The organism is Halobacillus sp. SY10 (genome assembly GCF_045401165.1).
In the GTDB taxonomy this organism is placed as follows: Bacteria; Bacillota; Bacilli; order Bacillales; family Halobacillaceae; genus Halobacillus; species Halobacillus aidingensis.
In genome coordinates, this window is record NZ_CP174345.1 from 1,937,836 (window position 1) to 1,959,239 (window position 21,404).

20 protein-coding genes are annotated in these 21,404 nt (G+C 45.1%); 19 read left to right on the forward strand and 1 reads right to left on the reverse strand.

The window, feature by feature from the left end:
• Positions 1 to 12 precede the first annotated feature (12 nt).
• The 12 genes from ACJA3J_RS09915 to ACJA3J_RS09970 all read left to right on the forward strand — a co-directional run bounded on the left by ACJA3J_RS09915 (position 13) and on the right by ACJA3J_RS09970 (position 12,075).
• The gene (locus ACJA3J_RS09915) at positions 13 to 747 is read left to right on the forward strand and encodes a phosphoadenylyl-sulfate reductase (protein WP_406946164.1); all 735 of its coding nucleotides are present in this window, start codon (positions 13 to 15) and stop codon (positions 745 to 747) included.
• Between the two features lie 13 nt (positions 748 to 760).
• Complete coding sequence (gene sat, locus ACJA3J_RS09920) at positions 761 to 1,909, forward strand: sulfate adenylyltransferase (RefSeq protein ID WP_406946165.1); 1,149 nt, start codon at positions 761 to 763, stop codon at positions 1,907 to 1,909.
• A gap of 5 nt (positions 1,910 to 1,914) precedes the next feature.
• Positions 1,915 to 2,508 (forward strand): adenylyl-sulfate kinase, encoded by a 594-nt coding sequence (cysC, locus tag ACJA3J_RS09925; protein ID WP_406946166.1) that lies wholly within the window; start codon positions 1,915 to 1,917, stop codon positions 2,506 to 2,508.
• 16 nt (positions 2,509 to 2,524) lie between these two features.
• Positions 2,525 to 3,301, forward strand: coding sequence for a uroporphyrinogen-III C-methyltransferase (gene cobA / locus ACJA3J_RS09930; protein ID WP_406946167.1), 777 nt, complete (start codon positions 2,525 to 2,527; stop codon positions 3,299 to 3,301).
• Positions 3,302 to 3,317: 16 nt separating this feature from the next.
• Positions 3,318 to 4,076, forward strand: a complete 759-nt coding sequence (locus ACJA3J_RS09935; RefSeq protein ID WP_406946168.1) for a sirohydrochlorin chelatase — start codon at positions 3,318 to 3,320, stop codon at positions 4,074 to 4,076.
• The gene (locus tag ACJA3J_RS09940) at positions 4,073 to 4,699 is read left to right on the forward strand and encodes an NAD(P)-binding protein (RefSeq protein ID WP_406946169.1); all 627 of its coding nucleotides are present in this window, start codon (positions 4,073 to 4,075) and stop codon (positions 4,697 to 4,699) included. Before ACJA3J_RS09935 ends, ACJA3J_RS09940 begins: the two co-directional genes overlap by 4 nt.
• Positions 4,687 to 5,499: a uroporphyrinogen-III synthase gene (locus tag ACJA3J_RS09945; RefSeq protein WP_406946170.1), complete on the forward strand. Its 813-nt coding sequence runs from the start codon at positions 4,687 to 4,689 to the stop codon at positions 5,497 to 5,499. Before ACJA3J_RS09940 ends, ACJA3J_RS09945 begins: the two co-directional genes overlap by 13 nt.
• A gap of 23 nt (positions 5,500 to 5,522) precedes the next feature.
• Positions 5,523 to 7,319 (forward strand): assimilatory sulfite reductase (NADPH) flavoprotein subunit, encoded by a 1,797-nt coding sequence (locus ACJA3J_RS09950; RefSeq protein ID WP_406946171.1) that lies wholly within the window; start codon positions 5,523 to 5,525, stop codon positions 7,317 to 7,319.
• A 24-nt stretch (positions 7,320 to 7,343) separates the two neighbouring features.
• Entirely contained in the window at positions 7,344 to 9,056 is a 1,713-nt protein-coding gene (gene cysI, locus ACJA3J_RS09955) for an assimilatory sulfite reductase (NADPH) hemoprotein subunit (RefSeq protein WP_406946172.1), read from the forward strand.
• A 73-nt stretch (positions 9,057 to 9,129) separates the two neighbouring features.
• Entirely contained in the window at positions 9,130 to 9,579 is a 450-nt protein-coding gene (locus tag ACJA3J_RS09960; protein WP_406946173.1) for an Hsp20/alpha crystallin family protein, read from the forward strand.
• Positions 9,580 to 9,901: 322 nt separating this feature from the next.
• On the forward strand, positions 9,902 to 11,083 hold the full coding sequence (locus ACJA3J_RS09965) for an IS256 family transposase (RefSeq protein WP_406944623.1): 1,182 nt from the start codon (positions 9,902 to 9,904) through the stop codon (positions 11,081 to 11,083).
• Between the two features lie 605 nt (positions 11,084 to 11,688).
• Positions 11,689 to 12,075, forward strand: coding sequence for a hypothetical protein (locus tag ACJA3J_RS09970; protein ID WP_406946174.1), 387 nt, complete (start codon positions 11,689 to 11,691; stop codon positions 12,073 to 12,075).
• 81 nt (positions 12,076 to 12,156) lie between these two features.
• Here ACJA3J_RS09970 and ACJA3J_RS09975 read toward each other — a convergent pair whose 3' ends face one another.
• On the reverse strand, positions 12,157 to 13,425 hold the full coding sequence (locus ACJA3J_RS09975; RefSeq protein WP_406946175.1) for an NCS2 family permease: 1,269 nt from the start codon (positions 13,423 to 13,425) through the stop codon (positions 12,157 to 12,159).
• A gap of 221 nt (positions 13,426 to 13,646) precedes the next feature.
• Here ACJA3J_RS09975 and sdaAB point away from each other — a divergent pair, with 221 nt between their 5' ends.
• From sdaAB to fabG, 7 genes are all read left to right on the forward strand, one after another.
• The gene (gene sdaAB / locus ACJA3J_RS09980) at positions 13,647 to 14,309 is read left to right on the forward strand and encodes an L-serine ammonia-lyase, iron-sulfur-dependent subunit beta (protein WP_089652454.1); all 663 of its coding nucleotides are present in this window, start codon (positions 13,647 to 13,649) and stop codon (positions 14,307 to 14,309) included.
• A gap of 20 nt (positions 14,310 to 14,329) precedes the next feature.
• A complete protein-coding gene (gene sdaAA / locus ACJA3J_RS09985) occupies positions 14,330 to 15,214 on the forward strand; it encodes an L-serine ammonia-lyase, iron-sulfur-dependent, subunit alpha (protein ID WP_089652453.1) in 885 nt (294 codons plus the stop codon).
• Between the two features lie 5 nt (positions 15,215 to 15,219).
• Positions 15,220 to 17,256 (forward strand): ATP-dependent DNA helicase RecG, encoded by a 2,037-nt coding sequence (gene recG / locus ACJA3J_RS09990; protein ID WP_406946176.1) that lies wholly within the window; start codon positions 15,220 to 15,222, stop codon positions 17,254 to 17,256.
• An 856-nt stretch (positions 17,257 to 18,112) separates the two neighbouring features.
• A complete protein-coding gene (gene fapR, locus ACJA3J_RS09995; protein WP_089652451.1) occupies positions 18,113 to 18,694 on the forward strand; it encodes a transcription factor FapR in 582 nt (193 codons plus the stop codon).
• Entirely contained in the window at positions 18,691 to 19,695 is a 1,005-nt protein-coding gene (gene plsX / locus ACJA3J_RS10000) for a phosphate acyltransferase PlsX (RefSeq protein ID WP_089652450.1), read from the forward strand. The genes fapR and plsX overlap by 4 nt, the downstream gene beginning before the upstream one ends.
• Entirely contained in the window at positions 19,692 to 20,633 is a 942-nt protein-coding gene (gene fabD / locus ACJA3J_RS10005; RefSeq protein ID WP_089652449.1) for an ACP S-malonyltransferase, read from the forward strand. The genes plsX and fabD overlap by 4 nt, the downstream gene beginning before the upstream one ends.
• Positions 20,633 to 21,373 carry a 3-oxoacyl-[acyl-carrier-protein] reductase gene (gene fabG, locus ACJA3J_RS10010; RefSeq protein ID WP_089652448.1) on the forward strand — a complete coding sequence of 247 codons (741 nt, stop codon included), beginning with the start codon at positions 20,633 to 20,635 and terminating at the stop codon, positions 21,371 to 21,373. Before fabD ends, fabG begins: the two co-directional genes overlap by 1 nt.
• Positions 21,374 to 21,404 lie beyond the last annotated feature (31 nt).

Genomic DNA, 21,404 nt, shown 5'->3' on the forward strand with positions numbered 1-21,404 from the left:
AAGGAGGAGGAAATGAAACCATCACTCATCACATATCAATCATTTGAAAACCCATTTGAGGGTGATCCACCGAAGGGCGACGATACAAAAGGAGCAGCGGAAGTCATTCGCTGGGCATATTCTCAGTATAAGGACATTGCGTATGCCTGTAGTTTCGGAGCCGAAGGTATCGTTCTCATAGATTTGATTTCGAAGGCTCAGCCGGATGCCGAAGTCGTTTTTCTTGATACAGACCTTCATTTTCAAGAAACTTATGAGCTTATTGAAAAAGTAAGAAAGAGATATCCGGCACTAAACATAACGATAAAGAAGCCTGACATCAATCTGGAAGAACAGGCAGAACAATTCGGATCCGCCTTATGGAAACGGAAGCCGGATCATTGTTGTTACATCCGTAAAATAAAACCGCTCGAAGATGCCCTCAGCGGGAAAACAGCGTGGTTGTCGGGGCTGAGGCGTGAACAATCCCCTAGCCGACAAAAAACAAACTTCGTCAATAAGGATGAAAGATTCAAATCCATAAAAATATGTCCGTTGATTCACTGGACATGGGAAGACGTATGGCAATATATCCGACTAAATGGGTTGGATTACAATGAATTACACGATCAGAATTATCCCAGTGTCGGATGCATTCCATGTACGGCTCAGGCAGCCGATGATGGGAGATCAGGAAGATGGAAAGGGTTCAATAAATCCGAATGTGGTTTACACACAGCGGAGCCTTTGGAAGAGGAAAATTCATGAAGGAGGAATTTGCATGTCAATCATAACCCCGCACGGTGGAGAACTTATAAACAGATGGAAGGAAAAAAGACCGGAGGAGCTGCCGGAAGATATCATCGAGCTTGATTCAATGGCCTTAAGTGATGTCGGTTTGATTGCGAATGGTGCTTATAGTCCATTAAAAGGATTTATGAACAAGGACGACTATGAATCTGTTATCGATACGATGAGGTTGAAAGATGGCACTCCATGGAGTATTCCTATAACGCTCCCAATCACAGAGTCACAGTCCCGGACGCTTGGAAGGAAAGCGCAGTTGGTCAAAGACGGGGTTGTATATGGAACGATTACGATAACTGATCGATTTAAACCGGATAAGGAAAAGGAATCTCAAAACGTATACTTAACGACAGAGCCTGAGCATCCTGGGGTGAACAAATTATACAACCGACCAGATTGGTACGTAGCAGGCGAAATTGAGGTCTTTCAAAAACCTCCTTACGAACATGGAAAAGCTTTTTATTTGGATCCAGAACAATCGAGGGAGCACTTTCAAGAACTCGGGTGGAAAAAGGTCGTCGGTTTCCAAACAAGAAATCCTGTCCATAGAGCTCACGAATATATCCAGAAAGCTGCACTGGAAACGGTGGATGGATTGTTTTTAAATCCTCTTGTGGGTGAAACAAAAAGTGATGATATTCCCAGTGAAGTCCGAATGAAGAGCTATCAAGTCCTTCTTGATCAGTACTATCCAAAAGAAAGAGTCACATTGGCCGTTTTCAATGCAGCGATGCGGTATGCAGGGCCAAGGGAGGCGATCTTTCATGCAATCGTCAGAAAGAATTTCGGTTGCTCTCACTTCATAGTCGGCCGCGATCATGCAGGTGTAGGGGATTATTATGGTACGTACGATGCGCAGAAAATTTTCAGCCATTATGAAGATGGGGAGCTTGGGATCACGCCACTTTTCTTTGAACATAGTTTTTATTGCAACGCTTGCGAATCGATGGCTTCCCATAAAACCTGCCCCCACGACAAAGAACATCACATGATCTTGTCAGGGACGAAAGTGAGAGAGCTTTTGCGAAAAGGAGAAAAGCCACCCAAAACGTTCAGTCGCCCTGAAGTGGTGGACGTACTAATCGAAGGAATGCAGAAGGAAACAGTGGAACAGAAGGGGTGAAAACAATGAGTGAAAATCTTACCTGGCATGAGACATCCGTTGGCAATGAAGATTATCGTAGAAAAAATGGGCACCAAAGTGGTGTGCTCTGGTTTACAGGACTCTCGGGCTCAGGTAAATCAAGCATTGCCAACCGATTGAACAAGGTGTTGTACGAAAAAGGCATCCAAAGCTATTTACTCGATGGCGACAATGTGAGACATGGACTGAACGCAGACCTCGGATTTTCGGAAGAAGACAGGGAGGAGAACATCAGACGAATCGGTGAAGTCGCGAAACTTTTTGCAGACAGTGGAACCATCGTCTTAACAGCATTTATTTCTCCTTATCAAAAAGACCGGGATCTCGTAAGGGCCTCTGTTCCAGCGGGCGATTTTATTGAAATTCATGTCGACTGTCCTGTGGAAGAGTGTGAAACCCGTGATCCGAAAGGACTTTATAAGAAAGCGAGAAACGGGGAGATCAAAGGGTTTACAGGTATTGATGCGCCATATGAAGCACCGCCGAAACCGGAACTTGTGCTCGATTCTAAAACGCATGATGTGGAAAGCTGTGCAGAACAAGTGTGGAAGCTTTTGCAAAAGAAAAATTGGGTGTAATGAAAGGGGCCGGAAAATGACAAACGTTTATATTGTGGGTGCGGGGCCGGGAGATTACGACCTCATCACTGTCAAAGGGTTAAAAGCGATCCAAAAAGCGGACGTGATTCTTTATGATCGCTTGATCAACCAAGAGCTCCTGGATGAAGCGAAGGAAGACGCGGAACTTGTTTTTTGCGGGAAACGACCGGATCATCACGCCCTTAGTCAAACGACCATCAATCATCTGCTGTGCAAATATGCGCTGAAAGGTAAAGTGGTGACTCGTTTGAAAGGAGGAGACCCATTTGTGTTCGGGCGCGGTGGAGAAGAAGCGGAAGAACTCGCCAAAAGAAATATCTCCTATGAAATTGTACCGGGAATCACTTCGGGAATTGCCGCGCCTGCCTATGCAGGCATCCCGGTGACCCACCGGGAATATAGTTCTTCCGTCGCTTTCATTTCAGGGGTCAATAAAAAAGACAGCGATGAAGACGCCTATTGGGAGCGGGTCGTCAAGAGTATGGATACCCTGTGCATTTATATGGGAGTTAAGAAATTACCGGAGATTTGTGAACGGCTCTTGAAATACGGAAGACCTCTTCATACTCCCGTAGCCCTGGTGCAATGGGGCACAACAAAGGAGCAAAAAACGGTCACGGGAACAATAGAAGACATTGTTGAAAAATCCAGACGAATTGAGAATCCAGCGATGATTATCGTAGGTGATGTTGTCCAATTAAGAGAGCGTCTGCAATGGTTTGAGCCTTCGTTGGAAGAAGATGTGAAAGTAGTGGCGTCAAGCGTTGGCTGAAAGTGGGGAGGGTAATATGGAAGCTGTTTTATATGTCAGTCATGGAAGTAGAAAAAAGGAAGCCAAAGACGAAGCCATCCACTTTTTGACCCGTGTTCACAAGGAAATCGATGTCGATCTCTATCACATTTGTTTTCTCGAACTAGCAGATCCCGATGTCCTGGAAGGCATTCGTAAACTTGTAGAAAAAGGGGCAGATAAGATCGCCGTCATCCCCGTACTGCTCTTAAGTGCCGGGCATTATTTCAAGGATATTCCCAATGAGATCGAGAAAGCCAAAGCAATCTATCCAGATCTTTCAATCACTTATGGTCAAACGCTTGGAGTGCAGGAACGAATCACGGATGTGCTGGTAGACCGCTTGAAAGAACTGCCGGCCGAACTGGATGATACAACCAATGTTTTACTTGTGGGAAGAGGGAGTCGACATCCCGATACAAAGAAATCCATCGAATTCATTGCCCGTGTGTTGAAAGAGAAGAGTGGAATCCAGCATATCCAAACATGCTATCTTGCTGCTCTTTCCCCTCGGTTTACGGACGCGTTTGACGAATCGCTGCGCAAATTTGCCAAAACCATTGTGGTTCCTTACTTGTGGTTTACCGGCCTTCTCTATGATTCTTTGGAAAGTAGCGTTCAAAAAGCAAGAGGAGAAGGACATCATGTCGATCTTGCTTCTTATTTGAATGATCATCCAAATATGGTTCAATCCCTTGTGGACCGAGTGAATCAAGCGTTAAACAAAGGGGTGGAAAAGGAGGAAGGTGTGAAATGATTTCGCTTTCCGTTGATTTAGCCCACCAGCCTGTCGTTGTCGTTGGGGGAGGAAAAGTAGCCTCAAAAAGGGTGCGGTTGTTGCAGGAAGAAAAAGCAAGAGTGACAGTCGTTAGTCCTACAGTAACGAACGAGCTGAAACAAAGGGTAGAGGCGGGGGAGATTCGCTGGTTGAACCGCAGTTTTGAAGCGAGTGATGTAAGAAATGTTTTCCTTTTAGTGATCGCTACAGATGATGGTGATACAAACGACAGCATCGCAAGGCTCGCAAACGGTGTCCCTCTTGTGAACAGAGCGGATGGAGGAACGGGTGGAAACCTTCAAATCCCTGCCCAACTTTCCAGAGGAAAATTAAATCTATCTGTCACGACACAAGGAGCAAGCCCTAAGCTCGCCAGCCGGTTGCGTGAAGAATGGGAAAAACAGTTCCCACCGGCTTATGAAGAATATGTCGATTTTTTATATGAATGCAGGCATATGCTGAAGGCCTCTCCCTTATCCGGGACGGAAAAAGATCATTACTTGGAAAGAATGCTTGATCCCTCTTATTTAGAACAGGAAAAACAATGGGGCATGAAGGATGAAATACATAACAAAGGGGGAGGAACCATTTGTCAGGATTAAAAGGAAAAAAGGTAGGGATTGCGGCAGACCGCCGTTCGGATGCGATTGAAAAATTAATTACAAACATGGGAGGAGGACCGGTTGTTTTTCCATTGCAAGGGGAGCAGCTTCTGGATGAGAAGGCTTCTCACCGCCATGTGGAAGATTACCTTCAACAATCGTTCATCCGGGTCATCTTAACGACAGGAATTGGTGCCCGGACCCTTGGTGATGCGGCAAGGAAAGAAGATCTGGACGGCCCGTTTCTTCAGAAGTTGAAAAAAGAGTCTCTTGTTATTCGAGGGTCGAAAACGATGGATTGGTTAAAGGAGAATGATTTGGTCCCTGATATGATTTCTGCAGATGGAACGATGGAAGATCTATTAAATCAGCTTCCCATCGTAGATAAAGAGGAAAACAATCAGGTCTTTCTTCAGACATACAATGAAGATGAAGAACTTTTGAAAAGAAAACTAGTAGATAAAGGATACAGGGTAAATGGGGCAAACCCTTACAAGTTCCTGCCTCCAGACCCTGATGTCGTTGAAAGCTTGACGAATTCCATCTTAAACGCTCAACTGGATGCGGTGGTCTTCACAAGTAAAACGCAGGTGAAAAATTTATTTCACCATCCCGCTAGGATGAAAGGTGTTGCGGAGGCTTTTAATCAACATGTCCAGGCGACAGCTGTTGGAAAAGTAACAGCCCAAGCTTTGCGTGACAATGGGATTTCTTCAATTGTTCAACCTGAACGTCCGAAAATGGGGGCGATGATTGTAGAGCTTGATCGGTATTTTCAACGACAATTGTTGAATCACTAGCTACCAATATGGAGGTGTCATTATTGAATCTTGAAGTCAAGAACAGCCCTTTTGATCAAGAACAAACGGACCAATTGAACCGTTTGCTTGTGACAATGGATGATCGACAGAAAATATGGCTGAGCGGTTATTTGGCGGCCGTCCAAAGCCCTTCTTCCCATACGGCGAAGGATCACGAGGGAGAAGGAAGCTCAACGGCAGCTCGGCAGGTGACCTTGTTGTATGGATCTCATACAGGAAACTGCGAGGGGCTTGCAGAAGAATATGCGAACCAATTAAAAGAAAAGGGCTTTGAAGCTCGTTACTTGGATATGGATGAATATAAGCCGAAAAACTTAAAAAATGAGCAGGATTTATTGATATTAACGAGCACACATGGAGATGGAGATCCACCGGATAATGCCCTATCCTTTTATGATTTCCTTTTCAGTAAACGGGCGCCGAAGTTAGACGGAATCCGATATTCGGTCCTTGCACTGGGGGACAGCTCATATGAGTTTTTTTGTCAGACAGGAAAAGAAATTGATGAACGGCTGCACGAACTTGGCGCAGAGCGTATCCATCCACGTGTCGATTGTGACCTGGATTTTGAAGAGGATGCTGAATCATGGTGGCATGGTGTATTTGATCAATTAGGGGACACCCAGGGGCAGATCTCACAAACGATTGAAAAAGTCTCCTCCGTTACCGATCGGCCGATTTACTCGAAGAAAAACCCTTTTCAAGCAGAAGTCTTGGAGAATATCAATCTGAGCGGACGTGGATCGAATAAAGAGACCCGCCATTTGGAACTGGACCTTGATGGGTCGAACTTCACCTACGAACCTGGCGATAGTCTCGGGATTTATCCGAAAAATGAAGAATCCCTTGTAGATGAGCTGATTGAAGAAATGGATTGGGACCCAGACTTATCGGTCATCGTGAACAAAGATGGGGAACTCCGAGCTTTACGGGAAGCTTTAATTTCCCACTACGAGATTACTTCATTGACAACTCCTTTACTGGAGAAATTAGCACCCCTGACTGATCAGGATGCATTCCAACAACTGGTGTCATCGAAAGAAGAGATGAATGCTTACATTTACGGAAGGGATCTGCTCGATGTCGTGAGAGACTATGGACCGTGGAAAGCGGGAGCCGAAGAATTTGTCAGTGCCTTAAGGAAAATACCTGCAAGGCTGTATTCCATTGCAAGCAGTTTGAAAGGAAACCCTGATGAAGTACACCTGACCATCGGGACAGTGAGATACGATTCAAATGGTCGGAAACGCACGGGGGTCTGCTCTGGTCAATGTGCAGAAAGGACGGAAGTGGGAGATCACCTGTCTGTTTTTGTGCAGAAAAACAACAATTTCAAACTGCCGGATGATCCTTCTACCCCGATAATCATGATCGGAGCAGGCACAGGGGTTGCCCCATATCGGTCATTCCTTGAAGAGAGAGAAGAAAGTGAGGCGCAGGGCAGCTCATGGATTTTCTTCGGTGAACAGCATTTTGTCACGGATTTCCTATATCAAGTGGAATGGCAGCAGTGGTTAAAAGAAGGGGTCTTAACCAAAATGGATGTCGCTTTCTCCCGCGATACATCAGAAAAAGTGTATGTCCAGCATCGCTTGCTTGAGAACAGGAAAGAATTTTACCAGTGGTTAACCTCTGGTGCTTATGTATATGTATGTGGGGATGAGAAACATATGGCTAAAGATGTCCACAACACGATTCTACAAATCATAAAAGAAGAAGGAAGCTATACCGAAGCGGAAGCAGAAGAATATTTGAAAGAGATGAGAAAAGCGAAACGTTACCAAAGAGACGTTTATTAAAAAAGAGAAGGGAGAGAACGTCTAGTGTCTGAAAATAAAACCCTAAGGCCTGAAGGTCCCCCGGATGATATGGAGAGAATCAAAGAGGAAAGTCGTTTCTTAAGAGGCACCCTCGTAGATAGTTTTCAAGACCCGATCAGCGCGAGTATTAAAGAAGATGATACGAAATTATTGAAATTTCATGGGAGTTACATGCAGGACGATCGTGATTTGAGGAACGAACGTAAAAAGCAGAAGCTGGAACCTGCTTATCAATTCATGGTCCGTGTACGCCTCCCTGGTGGAGTGGCGACACCAGAGCAATGGCTGACGATGGATTCGTTAGCGGATGAATATGGAAACGGAACCATGAAGCTTACAACAAGACAGACCTTCCAACTTCACGGGATATTGAAGTGGAATATGAAAAACAGCATACAAGCAATGAATGAAGCTTTGTTGGACTCCATTGCTGCTTGCGGGGATGTCAATCGTAATGTTATGGCTAACGTAAATCCGGATCAGTCCCCCTATCATGCAGAAGTCTATCATTTTGCTCAACAAATCAGTGAACACTTGCTTCCGAAGACGCGAGCTTACCATGAAATCTGGCTTGATGAAGAAAAAGTATTGGATGGACCAGCCGAAGAAGAGCCGGTGTATGGCCCCCACTACCTGCCGCGGAAATTTAAAATCGGTGTCGCTGTTCCTCCTTCCAATGATGTGGACGTATTCTCACAGGACCTTGGTTTCATAGCTGTTGAAGAAGGAGGAGAGCTGACCGGTTTTAATGTAGTGGTTGGCGGTGGAATGGGTATGACTCACGGGGATGAGACCACATACCCTCAATTAGGCCGTGTCATCGGTTTTTGCCCGAAAGAAAAAGGGAAAGATGTGGCTGAAAAAATCCTGACGATTCAGCGTGATTACGGTAACCGTTCAAACCGGAAAAATGCCCGTTTCAAATACACGGTTGATCGACTTGGTCTGGATTGGATCCGTGAAGAATTGAACCGGAGAACAGGTTGGGAGCTGGCAGAGGCAAAACCCTATCACTTCACGAATAACGGAGACCGATACGGATGGTTGAAGGGAGAAGACGGGGAATGGCATCATACGTTTTTTATTCAAAATGGACGAATAAAAGATGAAGAATCCTATCTATTAAAAGAAGGAATACGAAAGATTGCCGAGCTTGGACTTGGAGAGTTTAGACTGACCCCTAATCAAAACGTTACGCTTTCCAACATAAAGGAAGAGAACAAACGAGAAATCGAAGCGATTATTGAAGAATACGGGTTATCGGAAGGAAAGCAAAACTCGGCCTTAAGAAGGAATTCCATGGCCTGTGTTGCTATGCCTACCTGTGGGCTTGCCATGGCTGAATCGGAAAGATATCTGCCTTCACTCATTGATCAAATAGAAGACGTCCTGGATGAAGTGGGCTTGAGAAATGAAGAAATTATTATAAGAATGTCAGGTTGTCCAAATGGATGTTCACGCCCAGCGCTTGGGGAGATAGGTTTTATAGGTAAAGCCCCTGGTAAATATAACCTTTATCTGGGAGCTGGGTTTGCGGGGGACAGGTTGAATAAACTCTATCGTGAAAATATCGGAGAAAGAGAAATCTTAGAAGAGTTAAGGCCCTTACTTGTCCATTATGCGAAGCAGCGGGAAGATAATGAAAGGTTTGGAGATTTTGTCATACGTAAAGGGTACATCCAACCGGTAACTTCAGGTCAAGACTTTCATTCATAAATAAAATTTTCACCATATGAAGCGCCATGCATAAAGTGTAGGGCAGACTTTATGCAAAAAGAGGTGCAAAGGTATGGATGACAAACAGAAACAATTGCCGGATTTGTTCGATCAACACTTTCGTGACATCGTCAAAGCGTTCGATTCATTCTTTGATGAATCTATCAAACATGTTCAGGATTTCTTTCAACAAACGACCATTCCTGTTGAAGTGTTTGAAACAGAACGGGACGTCACCGTGGAAGCCTATCTTCCTAATGTGACGCGTGAGCAAATACGCATTGATCGCTCTGGGAACCAGCTTCGAATCCGCGTGGATGAACGGCAACTTCGAGAAGTGAAAAACGAAGATGCTCATTATTACAACCGTTCTCATTCATTTAGTCAAAGAGAACGCATGATCACTCTTCCTTTTGCCGTTGCTGATACAGCAAGCAGTGCATCCTTTAAAGGTGGCGTTCTTACGATTGTATTTCCAAAGCATAACTCTTCCATTAAGGTCATAGACGTGGATGATCAATAATCCTGTCCTCACACCAAAAAGCGTCCAGAATACCCTGGACGCTTTTTTGATGATTTTTTTATCCATTGTTATGTCGTTATTAAGCTAAATGGCAGAATTGTGGAAGACTCGATTTCGAGACTTTTCGGGGTTCGTTTGCCGTGTGGAGCGTCAGGGGTGGTTGGGAAGCCACTCGCTTTCCTGCGGGGATGACGGCAAGCCTCCTCGTGCTTCGCGATGACGTACAATAGTCTGTGTAAACAAGTTTTAGGCATAAAAAAACAAGGTAGGGTATCCTTAATGTTAATCACCACAAAAAACATTGAAAGGATGTGCCCTACCTATGTCTATAAGTATAGACTACGAAGCATTCATAAAGCAATTAGAACCGATGTTAAAAGAAATGATTAAGAATCAAGCGGAAGTGTTGATGAGAGAAGAGATGAAAAATTTCTTTGAAGTCGAACACCCTGAGTTGAAGAACAGTAAAAACGGCTCCTATGAACGTATATTGGATACGAGATATGGAAGAATTGATGATCTTTCCGTGCCTCGTGATCGTAATGGGGCGTTCAGAACACAACTCTTCGATCCCTACCAAAGGCGTGAAAAATGGTTAGGGGAAACCATTATTGAGATGTACAGTAAAGGAACAAGTACTCGGGAAATCGGCAGGTTTATCGAAAGAATACTCGGTAACTCCTATTCAGCTGCCACGATTAGTAATATCACAGAAGTCGTCATCGAGGAAATGGAGAAGTGGCATCAGCGCCCTCTTGAAAAGCGGTATTCCGTCCTTTACTTGGATGGGACTTACGTTAAGCTCAGGAGAGGTGACGTAGAAAGTGAAGTTGTGTATGTGGTGGTCGGCATTACAGAGACCGGAATCAAAGAAATCATAAGCTTTCGGGTAGGTGGAAAAGAAAGTTCCAATGGCTGGCGGGAAGTTCTTCTTGATCTCTATAACCGAGGGGTCGAAGAAGTCTTATTAGGTGTGTTCGACGGCCTTCCTGGTCTGGAAGAAGCTATGAAGGAAATCTATCCTAAAGCTGATGTTCAACGCTGTGTGGTCCATAAGATCCGTAACACTCTTCACTCTGTCCGCTCAACAGATAAAAAAGAGCTCACCAAAGACTTAAAGGACGTTTATAAATCGGATACGAAAGATGAAGCGCATGAACATTTCCATTCCTTTAAACAAAAATGGGGGAAGAAGTATCCCAAAGTAATTAAAAGTTGGGAAGAAGACCTAGGTGTCTTACTCACTTTTATGGGCTATCCCCGCCTTATTCGAAGAATGATCTATACTACGAACACGATTGAAAGAACCATCAAAGAAGTGAAAAAGCGTACTCATAAAATGAACAGTTTACCAAGTGAAAGAGCCCTAGAGAAAATTGTTTACCTCGTGGCCAGGGACTTCAATGAAAAATGGAGTCAAAGAGGGATAACAGAATTCGTCTCTGTTTCCGGGGAGTTGGATGAAATGTTTGAGGAAAAGTACGGCCCCTCAGCTAACAAGTAAATTTAATGATTAACAAAGGAGCCCCAATTTGATTTACACAGACTTCTTGACACTACCTGCTTCGCACTGTGGGGTCTCGCCAGCCAATCCATTCCCGCGGGAGTCTCGCAGCTTCCCAACCACCCCATTCGATGCATATGTGAAACGAACCCCTTTCCCGAAGATGAATGTCTTTCACAATTCCTGATTTATAGTAATTAAGCGCTCTATAGCAAGCTTTTTATTCAAAATAGCGGTTATGGAAATTCATATAGCTCTACTTCCCTTGTCAGTAAAAACATCCTATACCGGAAGTGGTTTCGAGACACTTATTTGATAAAGGGGCGGAGGGGAATGGGGAGACTCCTGCGGGAAAAAAGTGCTTGGTGAGACCCCACAGGACGCAGTCCGAGGAGGCTCACCGCGCTCCCGCGGAAAGCGAGCCATTCCCCGCAGCCCCCAATCCACTCAACAAACGTCTCGAAACTGAGTCTTCCACAATCGGGAGCTTTTCAGGAAGAAGGAGGGAGGATTTTTGAGGCTTCTGAATTTTTGTAGGGTACATATATTTAATAATGGTTCAAAAAAAGGGAGGAAATGTTCTCAAGGACCCGGGGGGTTTTTGTATGTATGTTGTGTGGGTTCCGTGCTATGTCCCTGTCGTATACCATAATGTTTACCACCATTACCCTCACCATCGGGACATTCGCTTGTATCCAGAAGTTGATGAGGACATGTTTGTCCAGTCTGCCTCAGAGATGGAAAAGTTGATGGATGAAGCCAGAAAAGTAGTAGGAAAAATCAGCAATTCACATGATTTTGCCAATGATGTGATGGGGGCTGCTCAGGAATCAGATCAATCGAAAGTAGACTCCTTGATTCGAAGTTCTGGTGTAGAGTCCCCCTTTCAAGCAGATTATAATCCAGACCGAATGAAAATCCATTTGTCTGCAAGCAATCAACAAGTAGAATGCTGTCAGTTAACCATTGTTTTACGATGGAGGATACAATAAATCCCGTACATCTTAGATGTACGGGATTTATTGTTTTTTGTATTCATTTAAGAAATACAGCATAGTTGCGCTGCAGCTAAATTAATGACCAAGCGAGCGCATGATAAATTCAATGAGAAAGACCATGGCGATGAGTACGACTGGCGTAGTTAGTTCTCTTTGTTTTCCGATGGCGAATTTTACGATCGGATAAGCGATAAATCCAAAAGCCATTCCATCAGCGATGGAGTAGGTGAAGGGAATCATCACGATAATCAGGAAGGCTGGCATCGCTTCAGATAACTGATCCAGGGGAATTTCCTTAATGTTTTGTACCATCAGCGCTCCGACAATGATGAGAATTGGTGCGATAGCGGTGGATGGTACCATGGAAATCCAAGGGATCAAAAAGATGGTGCCGATAAATAAGACAGCCATTGTGAGTGCTGCTCTTCCTGATTTACCTCCGGATGCAATGACAGCGGCACTCTCAGCTGAAGAAACCGTCGGTGATGTACCGAGGAATCCAGTACTTAATGCTGAAAAGGCAGAGGCCTGGTAGGACCTTTTGAATTTGCTTTGTTGATCAAGCATATCCAATTGTCCGTGAATGAGACCCATATTCTCAAAAATGAGAACGATCGCAAGGGGGAAAACGGCCATCCAGAATCCGAACTCTGTCACGCTTGCGAAGTCCGGCATGAAGATCCATGATTGTTCGCTGAGTGCGAGAGAATCTCCTCTTTCTCCCAATACTCCTGTGAAATGAGCGATGATGGTACCTGAAATCATCGTCACTAAGAAGTTACCAGGGACATTTTTTGTGAAAAGGAAAATCCCGATAAACAATGTAAGGATACTTGTGATGACAATTGCAGACGAAGGGTTGCCGAGTGTGATCAAAGAGTGTTCCCCTCTGACGACAAGGCCGCCTTTTTCTAATCCGATCAACGTCAAAAACAGTCCAAGACCAACCGTGATTGCATGCTTCAAAGAAGCCGGAATCGCGTGTTTCAACCAGTCTCCAAGTTTTGTGAAAGCCGTGATTAGAAAGATCAACGAAGCTACGAATACAACAGCCAGCCCTTCTTGAAACGTCAATCCCGTACCTTCAACGATGGAGTAGGCAAACAAAGCGTTAACACCCATTCCTGGAATGAGAACCATAGGCGCATTGGCGTATATAGCCATGATCAAACAGCCGAGTGCGCTGGCAAGAATCGTTGCAATCATTCCGCTTTCAAGCGGCAAACCTGCACTGTGAAGGATTTGGCTGTTCACGGCCACAATGTAGACGGTCGTGAAATAACCGATCAATCCAGCCAACCCTTCTTTCTTCCAGCTCACTTTTTGATGATGCTGATTGAGCATTTGAATCTCCTCTATGAAATTTATCCCTCTCCCGCCCGGTTACCGAGTAACCCACAAACGTTCATTTTACTCGTAAAAGAACAATCTATCAACCTGATTTGTTCGCTTTTTGTAAAAAATGAGGTGTAGAACAACAGTTTGTGTTAACATGTAAAAGGATTATAATATAGTAGAAAGCGTTTTCTTTCTTTATATATAGATGAAAAGGGAAGGTGATTTTCATGAAATTTCGTTCAGTATTCGATATTATCGGTCCCGTCATGATTGGACCATCCAGTTCACACACCGCAGGGGCGGCCAGAATCGGCCGTGCAGCACGCCATTTATTTGGTAGGGAGCCAAAATATGCCCATATCCATTTGTATGGATCATTTGCGAAAACCTATAAAGGTCATGGCACAGATGTAGCCATCATTGGTGGATTGCTCGACTACGATACGTATGATGAACGAATCAGTCAATCACTCGTTACGGCGCGGAAAAATGGAATGAAGATAAGATTTCATGAAGAGGATGCTCATACCGATCATCCCAACACGGCAAGAGTTAAAATCGGTGATGATGATGGTGAGCTCGAGTTAGTCGGGATCTCCATCGGGGGAGGAAAAGCGGAAATTACGGAACTGAATGGTTTTGAACTTCGCTTATCTGGAAGTCACCCGGCGATTCTGCTTATTCACAATGATCGTTATGGAGCGATTGCCTCGGCTACGGCCATTTTAGCTAAAAATGAAATCAATATCGGACGCATGGAAGTGTCCCGTAAAGCACAAGGAGAACAAGCCTTGATGGTCATTGAAGTGGATCAGAACATTGATGATTCGATCCTTGATGAACTAGAACGAGCGGATCACATTACACAAGTAGCTAAGATATCAGATTAAATAAAGAAAGGAGAGCTCACATGTTTCGAAATGTAGCTGAACTCGTGGAATTAGCAGAAAGTGAAAATATACAAATCTCTGAAGTTATGATTCGTCAGGAGATGGAAGTGAAACAACTAACGAGGGAGCAAGTGTTCTCTCAAATGGAAAGAAATCTCGATGTTATGGAAAAAGCGATTGAAGATGGTTTGAAAGGTGTCAAATCTCACAGTGGATTGACTGGAGGAGATGCAGTCCTCATTCAAAACTATATGAAAAATCACACCCCGTTATCCGGAAACCTTCTTATGGATGCCGTTAGTAAAGCTGTCGCAACAAATGAAGTGAATGCGGCCATGGGGACCATCTGTGCTACACCTACCGCAGGAAGTGCCGGTTGTGTGCCGGGGACGCTTTTTGCTGTGAAAAATCAATTGAATCCGACGCGTGAACAAATGGTTCGTTACCTGTTTACTTCCGGGGCCTTCGGATTTGTGGTTGCTAATAATGCTTCTATTTCCGGTGCCGCAGGAGGCTGCCAGGCTGAAGTGGGATCAGCTGCAGGGATGGCGGCTGCTGCGATTGTAGAAATGGCCGGGGGTACGCCTTCACAATCTGCTGAAGCAATGGCGATTACTTTGAAAAATATGCTCGGCCTCATTTGTGATCCTGTTGCGGGTCTAGTAGAAGTCCCTTGTGTGAAAAGAAATGCCATGGGTTCATCCAACGCGGTTGTTGCTGCGGATATGGCTCTTGCAGGAGTGACGAGTCGAATTCCTTGTGATGAGGTTATTGATGCGATGTACAAAGTAGGGCAGCGCATGCCTTCAGCATTCAGGGAAACGGCTCAAGGTGGACTTGCTGCTACACCTACGGGGCGTGAATTAGAAGCCAAAGTGTACGGAATATCGTTGAAGAAAGAGTGAATGACGTGTTGCACCAATCGATCAGTGAAGTTAAAGGAGTAGGAGATAAACTACGATTACAATTAAATGAGCTTGGACTCTTTACAGTGGAAGATCTATTATTCTACTTTCCGCATCGCTATGATTCTTATGAAGTGAAGCCTCTTACCGAATTGACGCACAATGAGAAGGCGACCATCGAAGGTGAAATCGTCTCTGAACCTGCATTAAGTTTTTATGGCAGGAAGAAATCACGGCTGACTTTTACCCTTCAAGTCGATCAGTTTGCGGTAAAAGCTGTCATGTTCAATCGTGCTTTTGCAAAAAAACAATTGAATCAAGGGGACACGGTTACGGTGACAGGGAAGTGGGATCAACAGAGACTCCAAATAACGGTCAGCCAGTTTAAAAAAGGAGAGTCCAAAAGTCAGGAACCCATCCAGCCTGTGTACACGTTGAAAGAAGGGGTTAACCTCAACACATTGAGGAAAGTGATCAAAAACGCCCTTGATGATTATAGTGTGGATCTTCCTGACATTCTTCCTGAAGATCTGGCTCTTGCTTATAAACTTCCAGACCGCCCTTCAGCTTTGAATCAAATGCATTATCCGGAAACAAGGGTGATGCTTAAGCATGCAAAACGCCGTTTTATATACGAAGAGTTTCTTGTATTTCAATTAAAAATGCAGCTGTTAAGAAAGCATAACCGTGAATCGACATCAGGAATTGTTCAAACGTATGACAACGATCAGTTGACGGCATTTGTTCAATCGCTGCCATTCGAATTGACTTCTGCGCAGAAACGGTCTCTTGCAGAAATTTTAAACGACATGAAAAGTCCGCACAGAATGAATCGTCTCCTTCAAGGGGACGTCGGCTCAGGAAAGACAGCTGTTGCCGCGATTGCCCTTTACGCATCAATTACAGCTGGTCATCAGGGGGCTCTCATGGTTCCGACGGAAATTCTGGCAGAACAACATTACCATTCTTTGCAACAAATGTTTGAAGGGCGTGCGAAGGTAGCTTTACTGACCGGATCTATCAAAGGAAAGCGGAGACGAGAAATCCTGGAAGCCGTGGAGCAGAATGAAATCGATATCCTCGTTGGTACCCATGCGCTCATACAGGATGAGGTCGTCTTCAAAAACCTTGGATTTGTGATCGTCGATGAGCAGCACCGTTTTGGAGTAGAGCAGCGGCGGGCACTAAGAGATAAGGGTCTTTCTCCTGATGTCCTATTCATGACAGCAACGCCTATTCCAAGGACGCTTGCGATTACGGCATTCGGAGATATGGATGTTAGTGTGATTGACGAAATGCCTGCAGGACGGAAACCTGTGGATACGTATTGGGTCAAAGGAGAAATGACTAACCGTGTCTTGAGCTTTATACAGAAAGAGATTGACCAGGGGCACCAGGCCTACGTCATTTGTCCTTTGATCGAAGAATCGGACCAGCTTGATATTCAAAATGCCATTGACCTCTACGATCAGCTAAGCGCTGTTTTTGAGCCGTCTACATCCGTCGGATTGATGCATGGTCGTCTCCATAACGAAGAAAAAGAGAGCGTTATGCAGCAATTTGCAGCGAACGAGCTGAAGATCCTCGTCTCCACAACGGTCGTAGAGGTAGGCGTGAACGTACCGAATGCAACTGTCATGGTCATTTATGATGCACAAAGGTTCGGTCTTTCCCAGCTTCACCAGTTGAGAGGACGTGTAGGGCGTGGAGCCGATCAAAGTTACTGTATTCTTCTTGGTGATCCCAAAGGAGACGTAGGGAAAGAACGAATGAGAATTATGACCGAGACGAATGATGGCTTCGAATTATCTGAGCAGGATTTGAAGCTGCGTGGTCCCGGCGACTTTTTCGGCAAAAAGCAAAGCGGTCTTCCTGAATTCAAGGTCGGAGACATGGTCCACGATTACCGCGCACTCGAAACCGCAAGAAAAGATGCCGCTGAAATGATTATGGAAAATATGCTTGATAATGACGAACGATACAAAACTCTAAAAGAGCACGTTTATAGTGACCAACACCTTCTCGGTAATGTGTTGGACTAACTAACCAAACACTCGGCCAAAAAGCCGAGTGTTTTCCATTTCCGAAACGACCCCTTTCAAGTATAGCTCCCTTTTCTTGAAGACTCAGTTTCGAGACTTTAGTTTTATGAATGGTGCTGAGGGGGATTACTCGCTTTCCATGGGAGCGCAAGGAGCACATACCGCGCATCCTTAAAGGGAGCCTTGCCTATTTGAAATAATGAATGACAAATCCTGGCCATGGATACGGGGTCAGGGAAACGACGATTTGCGGTGTTTTGAATCCGTTCGTAGAAAAACACACACGTTTGTGTCTTCTTGAGCTTTTCATGCGGGCGTTTCCCAGACCCTGTTCTTTTACCATATTCGTGCAGTATCTATGGTTAAAACGACTATAACTACGTTGTTAATCAGGGCTTCATTATCGAACTCAGTGGGTTACTGTTATAGGGATTTCGAGAACCTCATATGGCAAAGGGGCGGAGGGGAATGGGGAGACTCCTGTGGGGAAAAGTGCTTGGTGAGACCCCACAGGACACAGTCAGAGGAGGCTCAAGAGAATAGAGGAAGTTCGATTAAGTTCGGCACGTCCTGTGCCAACATTGAACGACCCCACTTCGTGTGGGGCCCCGCGGAAAGAGAGCTATTCCCCGCAGTCCCATCCACTCAATAAAAGCCTCGAAATCAAGTCTTCCGCAATCCTGCCATATTGTTTAAGGAAGTGTTGTGTGTCACTTAATTGAGTGTCGAAATACTATGGAGATGAAAATAGGGAATCATAAGCAAATCCTTGCGTAATTGAACTTGGTATTATATATTACTATTAGTACCTAGTCATAAGGTGAAAAATTATGGCTAAATGAACGGTGGAATATGTATGAAGAAGTCTAAAAAAGTACGTCAGGAAGAATTGAAAACGAAAATAGACCATACCCCCTTCATTACAGACGAAGAACTAGCAAAAACATTCGGGGTCAGCATCCAGACGATAAGGCTGGATCGAATGGAACTCGGAATTCCGGAATTGCGGGAACGCATCAAGTCGGTCGCCACACAAGAATGGAATGAAACGGTGAAAGCTTTGCCGGTGGAAGAAATCATCGGGGAAGTGGTCGACCTGGAATTGGACGACCGTGCCATTTCGATCTTGGACATCCGCCCGGAACATGTCTTTTCCAGAAACCATATCGCTAGAGGGCACTACTTGTTTGCACAGGCCAACTCCCTGGCCGTCGCCTTAATCAATGATGAACTGGCACTTACTGCGCAGTCGGAGATTGCATTCACACGCCCGGTGAAACTTGGTGAACGTGTGGTGGCTAAGGCGACTGTCAAGGGGGACGATGAAAAAGGACGAACACTTGTGAATGTGCATAGTTACGTAGGTAACGAAGAAGTATTTGCGGGAACGTTTGAGATGTATCGTTCGAACCAACAGAAGGAGATGGATCGAGAATGAAGCTAGCCATTGATGCTATGGGCGGTGACAACGCTCCTGAAGCGATTGTGAAAGGGGCGGTACAGGCCGCAGACACAATTGACGGCTTGGAAATCACTCTTGTAGGTGATGAAGCTCAAATCAAGCCTTTTTTAACAGGACAGTCCAATGTGTCTATATTACATACAACAGAAGTCATTACAGCAGATGATGAACCGGTAAGGGCTGTTAGGAGAAAGAAGCAATCTTCTATGGTTCTGACAGCCACTGAAGTGAAGGAAGGACGTGCGGATGGTTGCATATCTGCCGGGAACACAGGGGCATTGATGAGTGCGGGATTGTTTGTCGTCGGTCGAATGAAAGGTGTGGACAGGCCAGCGCTCAGTCCGACACTTCCAACGTCAGACGGCAAAGGTTTTCTCATGCTGGATGTCGGAGCGAACGTGGATGCGAAGCCTGACCATTTGTTGCAATATGCAGTGATTGGGAGTATTTATGCTGAAAACGTGCGCAATATTAAACAGCCGAGGGTTGGTCTGTTGAATGTCGGTACGGAAGATGGCAAAGGAAGTGACTTGACCAAAAAGGCGTTTGACCTGATGAAAGAAGCTCCCATCAATTTTGTTGGAAACGTCGAGGCGCGTGACTTACTTGAAGGCGTAGCAGACGTAGTCGTGACTGATGGATTCACAGGTAATGTTACATTGAAGACGATCGAAGGAACGGCCATGACGATGTTTTCGATGATGAAGCAAACATTTATGAGTAACTTTAAAACTAAAATTGCTGCTGGGTTAGCAAAGAATGATCTGCGGAAGTTAAAAGCTCAGCTTGATTATAGCGAATATGGAGGAGCGGGTCTGTTTGGTTTGGCCGCACCTGTCATCAAAGCGCATGGTTCTTCTAATGATCGAGCTGTTTTAAATGCGATCCGACAGGCCTGCCACATGATTGAGCTTGATGTAACGAACACAATTTCCGCAACACTTTCTGAAATGCACAAAGAGGAGGATGAATCATGAAACGAATCGCATGTGTTTTTCCTGGGCAAGGGTCCCAGGAAGTAGGAATGGGGAAGGCGATGTATGAGGCTTATCCTGCTGTGAAACAATTGTTTGATGAAGCGGATGAAGCCCTTGGTTATTCGTTGACTCGTTTAATGTTCGAAGGGCCTTCTGAAGAATTGACGAAAACAGAAAATGCTCAACCGGCATTGCTTTTGAATAGTATAGCCATCCAGCGAGTACTCCAGCAAGAAGGGGTGGCTCCTGGTATGACGGCAGGTCACAGCCTTGGAGAATACAGTGCCTTGGTTGCAGCGGGAGCGCTGGAACCAATGGAAGCCGTTCAACTAGTTCATGTCCGTGGAAAGCTGATGGAAGAAGCTTACCCAACAGGTATGGGAACAATGGCGGCTGTACTTGGTCTATCACAAGAAGAAATTGAAGAAGTCTTGCGTGACTTTGATGGAGATCTAGCTGTGGATCTTGCGAATATCAATTGTCCAGGTCAAATTGTCATTTCTGGAACAAAAGAAGGCGTGGACAAAGCCTCTGAACAATTGTCAGAAGCGGGAGCGAAGCGGGTGCTTCCTCTCAATGTCAGTGGACCATTCCACTCCCGTCTCATGAAGTCAGCTAGTGATGATTTTGCTGATCATTTATCTGAAACGAAAATCCATGATGCGAACGTCCCTGTGTACGCGAACGTAACTGCTGCACCGGTGACAAATGCGGAAGAAATAGAGAAGCTTCTCATTGAACAACTCTACTCACCTGTAAGGTTCCAACAGATTCTTGAGGCATTCGTCGAAGAAGATGTCGATGCTATTGTAGAAGTGGGGCAAGGGAAAGTGTTGAGTGGTCTTGTTCGTAAAGTGAAACGTCGAATGAAAACGTTCAGTGTGCAGGATCCAGACTCACTGCAAGCGTTCATCGATTGGTATAAGGAGGAATCGTAATGTTACAAGACCAGGTGGCTCTTGTCACAGGGGCATCCCGCGGAATCGGAAAGGCTATTGCACTTGAACTTGCTCATCAAGGGGCGAAAGTGGCCGTCAATTATGCAGGAAGCGAAGATAAGGCAGAGGCTGTTGTTCAGGAAATCCATGAACTAGGCGGCGTGGCCATCAAAATACAGGCCAACGTATCCAATGATGAAGATGTCAAACGAATGGTGAAAACAGTCGTAGATGAATTCGGCCGTCTGGATATCCTTGTTAACAATGCAGGGATTACGAAAGACAATCTCTTAATGAGAATGAAAGAAGAAGAGTTTGATTCAGTGATCGATACGAACTTGAAAGGCGTTTTCCTTTGTACAAAAGGGGTGACACGTCAGATGATGAAGCAGAAGTATGGCCGAATCATCAACGTCGCTTCAATCGTAGGTGTTTCCGGAAACCCTGGACAAGCGAATTATGTTGCTGCTAAAGCCGGTGTGATCGGAATGACCAAATCGAACGCCAAAGAATTGGCAGCTAGAAACATCCAGGTGAACGCCGTAGCACCGGGCTACATCGCAACAGATATGACAGATGCCCTTACAGACGAGCAACGTGAGCAAATGCTGGCCATGATTCCGCTGAAGCGTTTAGGTGAAGGGGAAGATGTGGCACGTGTTGTCCGATTCCTCGCTTCTAAAGATGCAGCGTACATGACAGGTCAAACACTGCATGTCGATGGCGGCATGGTCATGTAAAAGCGTGGGTCTTATTAAGCGCCCATTTATT